Annotated in this window: 13 protein-coding genes and 1 tRNA gene; 9 read left to right on the top strand and 5 right to left on the bottom strand. The window is 70.7% G+C overall.

The genetic code is table 11. The features are described 5' to 3' along the window. Positions 1-44: 44 nt before the first annotated feature. A complete protein-coding gene (locus tag AUV07_RS05045; protein ID WP_062634365.1) occupies positions 45-884 on the top strand; it encodes an aldo/keto reductase in 840 nt (279 codons plus the stop codon). Positions 885-894: 10 nt separating this feature from the next. Here AUV07_RS05045 and AUV07_RS05040 read toward each other — a convergent pair whose 3' ends face one another. Continuing rightward, a complete protein-coding gene (locus AUV07_RS05040; RefSeq protein ID WP_025103610.1) occupies positions 895-1,731 on the bottom strand; it encodes a helix-turn-helix transcriptional regulator in 837 nt (278 codons plus the stop codon). A gap of 100 nt (positions 1,732-1,831) precedes the next feature. On the opposite strand from AUV07_RS05040, the gene AUV07_RS05035 reads away from it, so the two are divergent. Further along, positions 1,832-2,596, top strand: coding sequence for an SDR family oxidoreductase (locus AUV07_RS05035; protein WP_062634363.1), 765 nt, complete (start codon positions 1,832-1,834; stop codon positions 2,594-2,596). A gap of 33 nt (positions 2,597-2,629) precedes the next feature. Here the strand turns inward: AUV07_RS05035 and AUV07_RS05030 are convergent, their stop codons facing one another. From AUV07_RS05030 to AUV07_RS05020, 3 genes are all read right to left on the bottom strand, one after another. Continuing rightward, complete coding sequence (locus AUV07_RS05030; RefSeq protein ID WP_062634361.1) at positions 2,630-3,583, bottom strand: L-lactate dehydrogenase; 954 nt, start codon at positions 3,581-3,583, stop codon at positions 2,630-2,632. A 64-nt stretch (positions 3,584-3,647) separates the two neighbouring features. Then, the gene (locus AUV07_RS05025; RefSeq protein WP_062634359.1) at positions 3,648-4,535 is read right to left on the bottom strand and encodes a TIGR01777 family oxidoreductase; all 888 of its coding nucleotides are present in this window, start codon (positions 4,533-4,535) and stop codon (positions 3,648-3,650) included. 28 nt (positions 4,536-4,563) lie between these two features. After that, a tRNA-Val gene (locus tag AUV07_RS05020) sits at positions 4,564-4,636 on the bottom strand. Between the two features lie 153 nt (positions 4,637-4,789). On the opposite strand from AUV07_RS05020, the gene aceE reads away from it, so the two are divergent. From aceE to AUV07_RS04990, 6 genes are all read left to right on the top strand, one after another. Next, positions 4,790-7,516: a pyruvate dehydrogenase (acetyl-transferring), homodimeric type gene (aceE, locus tag AUV07_RS05015; protein WP_062634357.1), complete on the top strand. Its 2,727-nt coding sequence runs from the start codon at positions 4,790-4,792 to the stop codon at positions 7,514-7,516. A gap of 31 nt (positions 7,517-7,547) precedes the next feature. Next, on the top strand, positions 7,548-8,744 hold the full coding sequence (locus AUV07_RS05010; RefSeq protein ID WP_025103615.1) for a PucR family transcriptional regulator: 1,197 nt from the start codon (positions 7,548-7,550) through the stop codon (positions 8,742-8,744). A gap of 97 nt (positions 8,745-8,841) precedes the next feature. Next, positions 8,842-9,762, top strand: coding sequence for an ACP S-malonyltransferase (locus AUV07_RS05005; protein ID WP_062634355.1), 921 nt, complete (start codon positions 8,842-8,844; stop codon positions 9,760-9,762). Further along, entirely contained in the window at positions 9,759-10,760 is a 1,002-nt protein-coding gene (locus AUV07_RS05000; RefSeq protein ID WP_062634353.1) for a beta-ketoacyl-ACP synthase III, read from the top strand. The genes AUV07_RS05005 and AUV07_RS05000 overlap by 4 nt, the downstream gene beginning before the upstream one ends. 69 nt (positions 10,761-10,829) lie before the next feature. Beyond that, positions 10,830-11,078, top strand: coding sequence for an acyl carrier protein (locus AUV07_RS04995; protein WP_017202249.1), 249 nt, complete (start codon positions 10,830-10,832; stop codon positions 11,076-11,078). A 97-nt stretch (positions 11,079-11,175) separates the two neighbouring features. After that, positions 11,176-12,414 carry a beta-ketoacyl-[acyl-carrier-protein] synthase family protein gene (locus tag AUV07_RS04990; protein WP_025103618.1) on the top strand — a complete coding sequence of 413 codons (1,239 nt, stop codon included), beginning with the start codon at positions 11,176-11,178 and terminating at the stop codon, positions 12,412-12,414. An 88-nt stretch (positions 12,415-12,502) separates the two neighbouring features. Here the strand turns inward: AUV07_RS04990 and yczE are convergent, their stop codons facing one another. Continuing rightward, positions 12,503-13,180 carry a membrane protein YczE gene (gene yczE, locus AUV07_RS04985; RefSeq protein WP_062634351.1) on the bottom strand — a complete coding sequence of 226 codons (678 nt, stop codon included), beginning with the start codon at positions 13,178-13,180 and terminating at the stop codon, positions 12,503-12,505. A gap of 95 nt (positions 13,181-13,275) precedes the next feature. On the opposite strand from yczE, the gene yczR reads away from it, so the two are divergent. Further along, positions 13,276-14,679 (top strand): MocR-like transcription factor YczR, encoded by a 1,404-nt coding sequence (gene yczR, locus AUV07_RS04980; protein ID WP_062634349.1) that lies wholly within the window; start codon positions 13,276-13,278, stop codon positions 14,677-14,679. Positions 14,680-14,682 lie beyond the last annotated feature (3 nt).

The raw sequence follows: 14,682 nt of genomic DNA, 5'->3' as shown, positions 1-14,682 counted from the left end.
CCAACTCGCCCTACGCTGGAGGCACGCCAACGCCAGGAGCACCGATGACCACTGTCCCCACCTTCCGCGCCCACAACGGCTTCGCCCTGCCGGCACTCGGCCTCGGCACGTATCGGCTGAACGGCGACGCCGGAGCCGACGCGGTCGCCCAGGCCCTCCGTGCGGGTTACCGGCTCGTGGACTCGGCGTTCAACTACGAGAACGAGGGCTCCGTCGGGCGCGGCGTCGCGGCCTCCGGCGTCCCCCGCTCCGAGGTCATCGTGACGACGAAGCTCCCCGGGCGGCACCATGCCCGCGCGACGGCGACCGCCAGCATCGAGGAGAGCCGCTCCCGCCTCGGCCTCGACGCGACCGATCTGCACCTCATCCACTGGCCGAACCCGAGCCAGGACGAGTACGTCGAGGCGTGGGAGGCGCTCGTGGACGCCCAGGCGCGGGGCGTCGTCCGCCAGATCGGCGTCTCGAACTTCCTCCCCGAGCATCTCGAGCGCATCGAACGGGAGACCGGGGTCCGGCCGGTCGTGAACCAGATCGAGGTGCACCCGTACTTCCCGCAGGAGGAGCAGCTGGCCTATCACCGGGAGCGCGGCATCCTCACCGAGGCCTGGAGCCCGCTGGGACGTGCACAGGCCCTCCTCGACGAGGACGTTGTCCGCGAGGTGGCCGCCGCCCACGACATCACGCCCGCACAGACCGTCCTCGCCTGGCACGTGGCCAGGGAGACGGTCGCGATCCCGAAGGCGTCGTCCGCGGAGCACCAGGCCGCGAACCTCGCCGCCGCCGCCGTCGTGCTCGACGACGCGGAGGTCGCTGCGATCACCGCACTCGGACGCGCGGACGGGCGCCTGTTCGACGGCGATCCCGCGGTGCACGAGGAGTCCTGAGCGCGAGGGCTCAGACGCTCTGCGTGCCGAGCACGCGTAGGAACTCCAGCTTCCCGGCCGCCTCGCTCCCGGGCTGCGCCGTCAGGACGATGAGCGCCTGCGACTCGTCCTCCGTGAACAGCGCCTGGCAGTCCACCTCGATCTCCCCCAGCTCCGGATGGACGATCACCTTGTGCTGCTCGAAGCGACGGGCGACCTCGTGGGCCGCCCAGAGCCGCACGAACTCGGGACTCCGTTCCGACAGATCCGCCACGATCTCCCCCGCCCGCGACCGCGCGCCCATGGTGCCGTACGCCGCGCGCAACGCCGCCACCAGCGCCCGTGACTGCCGGGGGTGATCGACCTCCCGGTACCGACGCCGTTCCTCCTCCGGTCGCGCGAACCAGCGATGGATGCCGCTCCTGTCGAGCCCGGTCAGACCGCTCGCGTCTCCGATCAGCGCCCGGGAGGCGTCGTTCTGCACCAGCACCTCATCGAGAGCCGAGACCACGAACGCCGGGGTGTCGTGCAGACGGTCGAGCACGCGGAGGATGCCGGGACGGACGTAGTCGGTGATAACCGCGCGATCGGGAGCGCTGAGTCCGCTGAGGCGATAGAGGTAGTCGCGCTCGTCCGAGGACAGCCGCAGCGCACGGGCGAGGGCGGCGAGGATCTGCGCGCTCGGCTGCGGGCCCCGACGCTGCTCGAGACGCGTGTAGTAGTCCGTCGACATGGTCGCCAGCTGTGCGACCTCCTCGCGGCGCAGTCCGGCCGTCCGTCGCCGAGTCCCCTCGGGCAGGCCCACGTCGGCAGGACGCAGCGCCTCCCGACGGCGCAGGAGGAAGTCGGCCAGGGCGTCACGATCCATCCGTGCAGTATCCCCCGGACGCGTGAGGGGATCCAGGGACCGCCGATCCCCCGATCGGCCGTCTCTGGAACGGCGCGGACGCAGCGTCGAGGCTGGGGCCATGGACATCACCGGAAACACCATCTTCATCCCCGGCGCGACGAGCGGGATCGGCCTGGCGCTGGCCCTCAGGCTGCAGGAGCGTGGCAACACCGTGATCGTCGGGGGACGCCGAGAGGACCGGCTGGCTGCGATCGCTGCCGCGCATCCCGAGCTCCACACGGTCCGCATCGACACGGCCGACCCGGCGAGCATCGACGAGACCGCGGCCGCGGTGCTCTCCGCACACCCGACGCTGAACGTGCTGGTCACGATGGCCGGCATCATGCGGGCGGAGGACTGGACCACGCCGGCCGGCTTCCTGTCCACCGCCGAGGAGACTGTCACGACGAACATCCTCGGCCCGATCCGTCTCGTCGCCGCCTTCATCGAGCACCTGCAGGCCCAGCCCTCGGCGACCATCATGACCGTCTCCTCCGGTCTCGCCTTCGCACCCCTGAAGGTCACGCCCACGTACAACGCGAGCAAGGCGGCGATCCACATGCTCAGCGAGTCGCTGCGGCTGCAACTCGCCGGCACGACCGTCGCGGTGCAGGAGCTCGAGCCGCCGGCGGTGCGCACGGACCTCATGCCCGGGCATGCGGAGAACGAGGCCGCACTGCCCCTCGACGCGTTCATCGACGAGGTCATGACGCTCATCGAGACCCAGCCGGACGCGACCGAGATCCAGGTCGAGCGGGTGAAGTTCCTCCGCTTCGGCGAGGCGCGGGGCGACTACGACGAGGTCGTCGCGCTGCTCAACCGCACGGATCCGCACGGCCGGTGAACCCCGGTGGGGCGGACCGTCGCCCCACCGCGGTCACTCCCGCAGGGACTCCGCGACCGCGGTGAGTGCGTCGGCGGACTGCCGCAGCAGCTCGAGCTCGCGATCCGAGAACGCGGTCGTGCGGATCGGGACGGCCCCGGCGGCGCTGACGATCGACGGCACGGACAGGGCGACGCCGTCGATCCCGTGGAAGTCGCGGAGAACCGTGCTCACGGGCATCACCGCGTGCTCGTCCCGGAGGATCGCCTCCACGATGCGCGCGCTGGAGAGCCCGATCGCGTAGTTCGTGGCGCCCTTGCCCTGGATCACCTTGTAGGCGGCGTCACGGACGTCGACGGCAATCTCATCCAGCTCCTCCAGAGTGAAGCGCGGGTGCCCCGGGGTCTCCCAGTCGAGGATCGGGACCGTGCCGATCGTCGCTCGCGACCAGAGCGGGAACTCGGTGTCGCCGTGCTCTCCGATGATGTGGGCGTGCACGCTGGCCGTGGACACGCCCGCCCGCTCCCCCAGCTTCCAGCGCAGCCGAGACGTGTCGAGCACGGTGCCCGACGCGAAGATGCGCTCCGGCGGCAGTCCTGTCTCTTGCTGCGCGATGACGGTGAGCACATCGCACGGGTTCGTGACGATGACGTAGACCGCATTGGGGGCGACCGACAGCAGCTCCGGCATCATTCGCCGGATGATGCCGGCGTTCACCCCGGCGAGCTCGGTGCGGGTCTGTCCCGGATTCTGCTTCGCTCCCGCCGTGATGACCACGACGTGGGAACCGGCCGCCACGGAGATGTCGCTGCCGCCGATGATGTCGCTGCTGCCGGTGAACTGCGTGCCGTGCGCGAGGTCGAGCACCTCCGCCTCGACCTTCTCCGTCGCGATGTCGTACAGGGCGACGTGACGGGCCGAGCCGCGGATCAGAGCTGCATAGGCCACGCTCGATCCGACGCTTCCGGCGCCGACGACGGTGAGCTTCGAGTTCTCGATGATCTCCATGCGCCCATCCTGGCAGCGCGGCCGCCGCGACGGCAGGGGTCTCGCCGGGAGAATCGCGGCGTCGTCAGACCGCCGCGGCCACCGCCTCCGCAGCGGTGCGATGGGTGAAGCGGAAGCCGGACTGCTGCAGAGCCTCGGGCCGCACGTCGGCGTCCGGGAGCAGCAAGGATTCGGCCGCATCGCCGAGGGCGAGGCGCAGGGCCCACCGGGGTGCGGGCAGCCAGAACGGCCGGTGCATCCGCTCCGCGAGCGCGCGTCCGATGTCGTTCGCCGACGCCCGGGTGGGTCCGGTGAGGTTGACGGGCCCCGCGAGCTTCTCATCGAGGACATGGCGGATACCGCGCACCTCGTCGTCCAGGGAGATCCACGGCCAGACCTGCGTACCCGGCCCCAGCGGGCCGGCGACGCCGAGCTTCGTCAGCGTGATCATCGGCCGGAGCACACCCCGGCGGTGGATCACCGGTGCCGTCCGCAGCAGGGCGACCCGCGTGTGGTCCTCCGCTCGTCGCGCGGCCGTCTCCCAGCGCACGGTGAGGTCGGCGAGGAAGGTGCTCCCGGGGCCCGAGTGCTCGGTGAGCACCTCACCCGGCGCAGAACCGTAGTAGCCCACGGCGGAGGCGGAGAGGAAGGCGGGCGCGTCCGTGCGCAGAGCGCGCAGAGCGGTGGTGAGCGTGTTCGTCGCGTCGAGCCGCGATTCGACGAGCTGACGGCGATATCCGCGCGTCCACGGGAGCCGGCCGACGCTCGCGCCTCCGAGGGCGACGACGGCCTCCGCTCCCGCGAGCGCATCCGGGTCGAGCGCGGTGTCCCCCGGCGACCATTCGATCTCGCCCTCCGCCTGCGGAGGACGTCGCACGAGGGTGCTCACCTCGATGCCGTCCGCCCTCAGGGAGGCGGCGAGGGCGGAACCGATGAGGCCTGAGGCCCCGCTGATGACGATGCGTCGCGCCATTGCCGCTCCCCGCTGCAATCGATACGGGTGGGCCCTGCCGGGATCGAACCGACGACATCCACGGTGTAAACGTGGCGCTCTACCAGCTGAGCTAAAGGCCCTGGTGCCCTCAGTCTATCCGGGCGCGGATGCGCACCCGTGTCGTGGAAGAGGGATAGGCTGAGGTCGGCGCGCGTTGTGCACGGCCGACAAGGCTGCCCGTGTCGCTTCCCGTTTCCTTGGCATGACCTGCCAGCTTGACGAAAGGTTCCCCCGTGACCGTCCACGATCAGGATCCGTACTCTCAGGGCCCCCTCGACAGCGATCCGGAAGAGACCGGTGAGTGGCAGCAGTCGCTCGACGAGCTGGTGGACGCCAAGGGCCACGGCCGCGGGCGCGAGATCATGCTCAGCCTGCTCAAGCGCTCCAAGGAACTGCACCTGAACGTGCCGATGGTTCCGACCACCGACTACATCAACACCATCGCCCCGGAGAACGAGCCTGAGTTCCCCGGCGACGAGGAGATCGAGCGGCGTTACCGCGCCTGGATCCGCTGGAACGCCGCCATCACGGTGCACCGCGCCCAGCGCCCCGGCATCGGCGTCGGCGGTCACATCTCCACCTACGCGTCCTCCGCGGCGCTGTACGAGGTGGGCTTCAACCACTTCTTCAAGGGCGCGGACCACCCCGGTGGCGCCGACCAGATCTTCATCCAGGGCCACGCCTCCCCCGGCACCTACGCCCGCTCCTTCCTCGAGGGTCGCCTCACCGAAGACCAGCTCGACGGCTTCCGGCAGGAGAAGTCGCACGCGCCGAACGGCATCCCGTCGTACCCGCACCCGCGCCTGATGCCGGAGTACTGGCAGTTCCCGACCGTGTCGATGGGTCTCGGCCCGATCAACGCGATCTACCAGGCGATGTCGAACAAGTACCTCGAGAACCGCGGCATCAAGGACACCTCGCAGTCGCACGTCTGGGCCTTCCTCGGCGACGGCGAGATGGACGAGGTCGAAAGCCGCGGCCAGCTCCAGGTCGCCGCCAACGAGGGCCTCGACAACCTCACCTTCGTCGTCAACTGCAACCTGCAGCGTCTCGACGGCCCGGTGCGCGGCAACGGCAAGATCGTCCAGGAGCTCGAGTCGTTCTTCCGCGGCGCGGGCTGGAACGTCATCAAGGTGATCTGGGGCCGCGAGTGGGACGACCTGCTCGCCCGCGACACCGAGGGCGCACTGCTCAACCTCATGAACGTCACCCCCGACGGCGACTACCAGACGTACAAGGCCGAGTCCGGCGCGTACATCCGGGAGCACTTCTTCGGTCGCGACGAGCGCGCCGCCGCGCTGGTCAAGGACTACTCCGACGACGACATCTGGAACCTCAAGCGCGGTGGCCACGACTACCGCAAGGTCTACGCCGCTTTCAAGGCCGCGACCGAGCACAAGGGCAAGCCGACGGTCATCCTCGCGAAGACCGTCAAGGGCTACGGGCTGGGTCCGCAGTTCGAGGGCCGCAACGCGACCCACCAGATGAAGAAGATGACGCTGGACAACCTCAAGACGTTCCGCGACGCGATGCACATCCCGATCACGGACGCGCAGCTCGAGGAGAACCCGTACCTGCCCCCGTACTACAACCCGGGACCGCAGGACGAGACGATCCAGTACATGCTCGAGCGCCGCAAGGCCCTCGGCGGCTTCCTCCCGGAGCGCCGCTCGACGCACGTCGGCCTGTCCCTTCCCGAGGAGAACGCCTACGCGCTCCCCAAGAAGGGCTCCGGCACGCAGGAGATCGCCACGACCATGGCGTTCGTCCGTCTGCTGAAGGACCTGCTGCGCTCGAAGGAGTTCGGCCACCGCATCGTGCCGATCATCCCCGACGAGGCGCGCACGTTCGGCATGGACGCGTACTTCCCGACCGCGAAGATCTATAACCCCAACGGCCAGCACTACACGTCGGTCGACCGGGAGCTGCTGCTCGCCTACAAGGAGAGCCCGCAGGGACAGATCGTCCACGTCGGCATCAACGAGGCCGGTGCTCTCGCGGCGTTCACCGCCGCGGGCACGTCGTACGCGACGCACGGCGAGCCGCTGATCCCGATCTACATCTTCTACTCGATGTTCGGCTTCCAGCGCACCGGTGACGCCCAGTGGGCCGCCGGCGACCAGATGGCCCGCGGCTTCATCATCGGCGCCACCGCCGGCCGCACCACCCTCACGGGTGAGGGCCTCCAGCACGCCGACGGGCACTCGCACCTGCTCTCCTCCACCAACCCGGCGACGGTCTCCTACGACCCCGCGTACGGCTACGAGATCGCGCACATCATGCGTTCCGGTCTCGAGCGGATGTACGGCGGGCAGCACGAAGACCCGAACGTCATGTACTACCTCACGGTGTACAACGAGCCGATGGTCCAGCCCGCGGAGCCGGCCGACGTGGATGTGGACGGCATCGTCCGCGGCATCCACCGCGTCTCCGTCGGCGAGGGCGACGGCCCCCGCGCCCAGCTCTTCGCCTCCGGCGTCGGCCTGCCCTGGGCGCTCGAGGCCCAGGAGCTGCTGAAGAAGGACTGGGGTGTCGTCGCCGACGTGTGGTCGGTCACCTCGTGGACCGAGCTGCGCCGCGACGGCCTCGCCGCCGACGAGCACAACTTCCTCCACCCGGACCAGGAGCCGCGCACCGCGTACCTCACGCAGAAGCTCCAGGGCGCCGAGGGTCCCGTCGTCGCGGTGAGCGACTTCATGCACGCGGTGCAGGACCAGATCCGCCCGTGGGTCCCGAACCGCTTCGCCACGCTCGGTGCCGACGGCTTCGGCTTCTCGGACACCCGTGCCGCGGCCCGCCGCTTCTTCAAGATCGACGGACCGTCGATCGTCGTGCGCACGCTGCAGGCGCTGGCCGAGGAGGGCAAGGTCGACCGCGGCCTCTCCGCCCAGGCCATCGAGAAGTACCGCCTGCACGACGTGAACGCCGGCACGAGCGGCAACGCAGGCGGCGAAAGCTGAGCCCTCGGTGACAGCTGCCTCCGCCGCCGGCATGGACAAGGCCGCCACGCTCACCTGGCTGCGCCGGATCTCCGGCGACATCGCCACGGTGACGATCAAGCGGCTGGAGGACACCCTCCCCTGGTACGCCGACATGCCACCGGCCCGCCGCTCCGCGGTCGGGCTGGTGGCGCAGGCGGGCATCACCTCGTTCATCCAGTGGTACGACGACCCGACGTCCACCCCGTGGATCGCTGCGGACATCTTCGCCGCCGCTCCCCGTGAGCTGCTGCGGAGCGTGAGTCTGCAGCAGACCCTCCAGCTCATCCGCGTCACGGTCGAGGTGACCGAGGAACGGGTGGCGGGCAAGGGCGAGCACCTTCGCGAGGCCATCCTGCTCTACTCGCGGGACGTGGCGTTCGCCGCCGCCGACGTCTACGCGCGCGCCGCCGAGGCCCGCGGCCTCTGGGACGCGCGGCTCGAGGCGCTCGTCGTCGACTCGATCCTCACGGGCGAGGCCGACGAGGAGCTACCCAGCCGGATCGCCGCTCTCGGGTGGCACGGCCACGGAGAGGTCGCGGTCCTCGTGGGCACCACGCCTCCGCAGTTCGACGTCGACCTCGTGCGTCGCACGGCGCGGAAGCTCGCGGTCGACGTCCTCATCGGCGTGCAGGGCTCGCGCCTCGTGCTCGTGCTCGGACGCGCGCGCGTCGAGGGCCAGGAGGGCGAGGACGAGGAGCTCGGGTTCCAGGAGATCGCGGCCCGTCTGGAGCCGTCGTTCGGCCCGGGGTTCGTCGTGCTGGGGCCGGCTGTAGCTGCCCTCGTCGACGCCAGCCAGAGCGCGCGTGCGGCGCTGGCCGGATTCGCGGTGGCCCGCGCCTGGCGGAGCGCACCGCGGCCCGTCGAAGCCGACGACCTGCTTCCGGAGCGCGCCCTCGCCGGCGACCCTCTCGCGAAGCAGACCCTCATCGAGCGCATATACCGCCCGTTGCAGGCGCATTCGACCGACCTCGTCACCACGCTCTGGAGCTATCTCGACAACGGCCGTTCCCTCGAGGCGACGGCCCGCGAGCTCTTCGTGCATCCGAACACCGTCCGTTACCGCCTGAAGCGGGTGAGCGAGGTCATCGGGTGGGACGCGACCGGGCCGCGCGAGGCGCTCATCCTGCAGACGGCGCTCATCCTCGGCTCCATCGGGGCCGCGGAGCAGGTACGCCGCCGTCCGCCGCTGCGCCGCCCTCCGCGCTGACCCACCCGGCGCATTCTGTGCGCCACACACAAGGGTTCCGCGCAATCTTGTGATGGATCATCCACCGTTCTGCCGCGATCGTTGGCAGACTGGGTGGGTGATTGTCGTCGTCTGCCCTGGACAGGGCTCGCAGACCCCCGGATTCCTCGCCCCCTGGCTCGAGCTCGACGGAGTGGAGGAGCGTCTCGCCGCCTACTCCGAGGCCGCGCAGGTCGATCTCCGCACGCACGGCACCGAGTCGGACGCGGACACCATCCGCGACACCCGGGTCGCCCAGCCGCTGATCGTGGCCGCCTCCCTCGTCGCCGGTGACGCCCTCGTGGCCGCCGCCGGTCGCCGCGCGGACGGCATCGCCGGGCACTCCGTCGGGGAGATCGCGGCGCTCGTCGGCAGCGACGTGCTGGACGCCGCGACGGGCATGCGCCTCGTCGGCATCCGCGGGCGGGCGATGGCCGATGCCGCCGCCCAGACCCCGACGGGGATGAGCGCGGTCCTCGGCGGCGATGAGGAGACGCTCCTCGCCCGCCTCGCCGAGCTCGGCCTCGCGCCGGCGAACTTCAACGGCGGCGGGCAGATCGTCGTCGCGGGCCCTCTCCCGGCCCTGGCAGCTCTCGCCGAGGAGCCGGTCAAGGGCACGCGCGTGGTGCCGCTCCAGGTCGCCGGAGCGTTCCACACCGACTACATGGCCTCCGCCGTCTCGGCGCTGCGCGACGCGGTCGCCGACGTGCAGCCGTCCGACCCCGAGATCACGCTCTGGACCAACCGCGACGGCTCGGTCGTGACCGACGGAGCGACGGCGCTCGACTACCTCGTCGATCAGGTCTCCTCCCCCGTCCGGTGGGACCTCTGCATGACCTCCTTCGCCGACGCCGGGGTGACCGGCGTCATCGAGCTCGCCCCCGCGGGCGCCCTCGTCGGTCTCGCCAAGCGCGGCCTGCGCGGCGTGCCGACGGTCGCCGTGAAGACCCCCGAAGACCTCGAAGCCGCCGTCGCCCTGCTGAACGGAGAAGCCGCATGACCGCCTCCCTCGCCCAGATCGCCGGGCCCGCCTACACCCGCATCTACGCCTTCGGCGCGGCTCGTGGCGAGAACGCGGTGCCCAACGAAGACCTCATCGGCCCGATCGACTCCAGCGACGAGTGGATCCGTCAGCGCACCGGCATCGTCACGCGCGCCCGGGCGGACAAGGGGACGGACGCCATCGACCTCGCGACCGCGGCGGCAGCCGAGGCCATCGAGAAGTCGGGTGTCCCCGCCGACCAGGTCGACCTCGTCATCGTCGCGACCATCAGCAACCCGAAGCAGACGCCGTCGGTCTCGGCCATCGTCGCCGACCGCGTCGGGGCCAACCCGGCCGCGGCCTACGACATCAACGCGGCCTGCGCCGGCTACGCCTATGCGGTCACCCAGGCGGATGCGCTGATCAAGGCGGGCGCCGCGCGCTACGCCCTCGTGATCGGCACGGAGAAGCTCTCCGACGTCGTGGACCCGACCGACCGCAGCATCTCGTTCCTCCTGGGCGACGGCGCCGGCGCCGCCCTCATCGGCCCGAGCGACACGCCGGGCATCGCCCCCGCCGTGTGGGGCAGCGACGGGTCCAAGGCCGACGCCGTCGGCATGAACGGCACCCTCACCGACTTCCGCGACGGCGTGGTGCCGTGGCCGACGCTCCGCCAGGAGGGCCCGACGGTCTTCCGCTGGGCGGTCTGGGAGATGGCGAAGGTCGCCCGCGAGGCACTGGACAGGGCCGGGATCGAGGCCACCGATCTCGCCGCCTTCATCCCGCACCAGGCGAACATGCGCATCATCGATGAGTTCGCCAAGCAGCTCGGTCTGCCGGAGACGACCGTCATCGCCCGCGACATCGAGACCACCGGCAACACGTCGGCCGCCTCGATCCCGCTCGCGAGCCACCGCCTCATGGCCGAGCACCCGGAACTCTCCGGCGGCCTCGCCCTGCAGATCGGCTTCGGGGCCGGGCTCGTGTTCGCGGCCCAGGTCGTCGTCCTCCCCTGAAGACGCGCCGACCTTCCCTAGACTGTTCCACGGTTCCGAATACAACCCGTAAGAAAGAGGAAGACCACCATGGCTTTCACCAACGATGAGGTCCTCGCCGGCCTCGCAGAGCTGATCACCGACGAGACCGGCATCAACGCCAGCGAGGTCGCCCTGGAGAAGTCGTTCACGGACGACCTCGACATCGACTCGATCTCGATGATGACGATCGTCGTCAACGCCGAGGAGAAGTTCGGCGTCACCATCCCCGACGACGAGGTCAAGAACCTGAAGACCGTCGGCGACGCCGTCAACTTCATCGTCGCGGGCCAGGAGTAATCCCGGCAGGATGCCACCCTCGCCCCGCGCGGGGCGTGGCATCCTCCGGCCCTGCCCATCCCCCGCACGAACTCGTTTCGACAAGGAACCACACCTCATGACCAAGCGCATCGTCGTCACCGGCATCGGCGCCACCTCCGCCATCGGCGGGACGGCCCCGGAGAACTGGGACAACCTTCTCGCCGGTGCCTCCGGCGCCCGCACGATCGAGCACGACTGGGTGCAGGAGTACGACCTGCCCGTCACGTTCGCCGCCTCCGCGAGCGTCCGCCCGGAAGAGGTGCTGCCCCGCCACGAGGCGAAGCGTCTCGACCCCTCTTCGCAATTCGCGCTCATCGCGGCGCGCGAGGCCTGGGAGGACGCGGGCTCGCCCGAGGTCGCTCCCGAGCGCCTCGGCGTCGACTTCGCGACCGGGATCGGCGGCCTCTGGACGCTGCTCGACGCCTGGGACACGCTGCGCGAGAAGGGCCCCCGCCGGGTCATGCCGTTGACCGTGCCGATGCTGATGCCGAACGCGGCCGCCGGCAACCTGTCGCTGCAGTTCGAGGCCCGCGCCTATGCGCAGACCGTCGTCAGCGCGTGCGCCTCCAGCACCGAGTCGATCATCCACGCCTTCCACCACCTGCAGGAGGGGCTGGCCGACGTCGTCATCGCCGGCGGCACCGAGTCGGCGATCCACCCGATCACGATGGCCGCGTTCGCGTCCGCGCAGGCGCTGTCGCGCCGCAACGACGACCCGGCCCACGCCTCTCGACCCGGCGCGATCGACCGCGACGGCTTCGTGATGGGCGAGGGCGCCGCGGCCCTCATCCTCGAGACCGAGGAGCACGCCAAGGCCCGCGGCGCGAAGATCTACGGTTACGTCCTCGGCGGCGGCGTGACGGCCGACGCGTACCACATCACCGGCAACGACCCGGAGGGCAAGGGGGCGGCGCGTGCCGTGATCCAGGCACTCGAGGAGGCCGGCATCACGCCCGACCAGGTGACGCACATCAACGCCCACGCGACCTCGACCCCGGTCGGCGACCCCAACGAGTACGTCGCGCTGAAGAACGTCTTCGGCGACCGGATCGACGAGATCCCGGTGTCGGCGACCAAGGCGTCGACCGGACACCTCCTGGGCGGGACCGGCGCGCTGGAGGCGATCTTCTCCCTCCTCGCGCTGCGGGACCGCGTGGCCCCGCCGACGATCAACATGACCGAGCCGGACCCGGAGGTGCCGTTCCGTCTGTCCGGAGAGGCGGCTCCGCTCGGCGACGGCCCGCAGATCGCCATCAGCAACTCGTTCGGCTTCGGCGGACACAACGCCGTGCTCGTGCTGGGCGGCGTCGACTGACCGTTTCCGCGTTCACGATGAAGGCCCCCGGGATGTGATCCCGGGGGCCTTCGTCATGCGCGCGGGCTGCTCCAGCCCTTCGACAGGCTCAGGGACCCGCGGGGGCGCTCGCCCGGACGGCGAGGCGCTGCGAACGCTCGCGGCGGCGCCGCTCGATCCGCGGGAGGAACCAGCCGATCAACGGGCCGACACCGAACGCGAACAGCACGGTGCCGACGCCCACGGGACCGCCGAGGAGGAAGCCGACGAGGAGCACGGAGCCTTCGAGGACCGTCCGCGCCAGCCAGATCGGCCACCGGGTCACCCGGACGAGCCCCGTCATGAGTCCGTCGCGCGGTCCGGGGCCGAAGTCCGCCGCGATGTAGAGTCCGGTGGCGAACGCCAGCAGCACGAGTCCGAAGACGAACATGGGCGCCCCCACCCACACGGACGGCGGAGCAGGCAGCACGAGGAGCGTGAGGTCGGCGAAGGGGCCGATGAGCAGCGCGTTGAGCAGGGTGCCGAGACCCACCCGTTGACGGAGCGGGATCCACAGCAGCAGGACGACGATCGAGATCAGCACCGTCACGACCCCGTACCCGAGGCCCGTCCAGCGTGCGACACCCAGCGACAGGACGTCCCAGGGCGCGACGCCGATGCCGCCTCGCACCATGAAGCCGAGGGCGACGCCGTAGAGGAAGAGCCCGCCCACGAGCTGCACCAGGCGCTCGACCAGGTCTCGACGGCTGGTCGCGGTGAACGGCAGGAAGACGGCACGGAAGAGCATCTCTCCATCGTGGCCCGCACGAAGGCGGGACGAGGCCGACCACTGAGCGAAAAGTGGTCTGCACATGGAAGGCCACTTTGCGGCAGGCTGGAGGCATGGCCTCCCGTCTCGTCACCCAGCTCGGTACGCAGGACATCGACGACGCCTCGGCGTCGGGCCTGGCCGACCGCATCAGAGCCCTCATCCTCGACGGACGCCTCACGGTCGGCGAGAGACTGCCGAGCGAACGGGCCCTCGCCCTCGAGCTGCGGCGGTCACGCTCGACCATCACCCGCGCCTACGGCGTTCTCGAGGCCGGCGGCTACGTGTCCCGACATCATGGCGGAAGCACCAGAGTGACCCTCCCGCACGGCCCGGCGGCCGCCACCCCCGACGCGGACGACGAGGCGATCGACCTGTCGATCGCCTCGATGGACTCGACCCCCGGCCTGTACGACGCGACCGTGCGGTCCCTCCCCCGGCTGGCGGCGCTGCGGGGCACGAGCGGCTACTCGCTGCAGGGCCTTCCCGAGCTCCGAGAAGCCGTGGCCCGCCGATTCACCGAACGCGGCGCGGCGACCTCGGCCGACGAGATCATGATCACCTCGGGCGCCCTGAACGCCGTCAACCTCATCCTCACGGCGATCGGCCGCCGCGGCGAACGAGCCCTCGTGGAGCAGCCGACGTTCCCGCATGCGCTCGAGGCTCTGCACCGGCACGGCTACCGTCTGGTGCCGACGCCGGTCGACACCGACGGCTGGGACACGCGGCACCTCACCGACACCCTGCGGACAGCGCGCCCGCACGTCGCGTACCTCATCCCGGACTTCCACAACCCCACCGGAGCGACGCTGCCGCAGGAGGAGCGGTCCCGGATCGCGACGACGGCCCGCAACACCGGCACGCACCTGATCGTCGACGAGACGACGGCTGAGCTGGACATCGACCGGGGATGGGTTCCGACGCCGATGGCAGCCGAGGGCCCGAACGTGATCACCGTGGGATCGATGTCGAAGATCGCGTGGGGAGGCATGCGCATCGGCTGGATCCGCGCCGAGCGCTCGGTCATCGCCCGGCTGCTGGCCGTCCGCCCCTCGTTCGAGCTCGGCACGGCCCTCCTCGAGCAGTGCATCGCCGTGGAGCTGCTCGACGACGTCCCGGCACTGACCCAGCACGTCCGGCGACGTCTCCAGGCCGGGCGGGATACCGTGACCGTGGGAATCGCCGGGATCCCGGGCATGCGGATGCCGGAGACGCCCGGCGGCCTCTCCGCCTGGATCGATCTCGGCGCTCCCCTGTCGACGACCCTCTCGCTCGCTGCCCGCGAACGGGGACTCATCCTGCCGCCCGGCCCGCGCTTCACGACCGGCGGCGTGCTGGAGCGGCGACTCCGGATCCCGATCACGCTCCCACCCGAGCGTGCGGCAGAGGCGATGACGCGCCTGGCACAAGCCTGGGCGGACGTGCGCGGCGGTGGAGTGAACACCGTCGACGACCTCGCGCACGCGGCCGTGATCTGACCG

The organism is Microbacterium sp. CH1, assembly GCF_001595495.1.
Lineage (GTDB): Bacteria > Actinomycetota > Actinomycetes > Actinomycetales > Microbacteriaceae > Microbacterium.
This window is presented reverse-complemented; position numbering and strand designations above follow the sequence as displayed.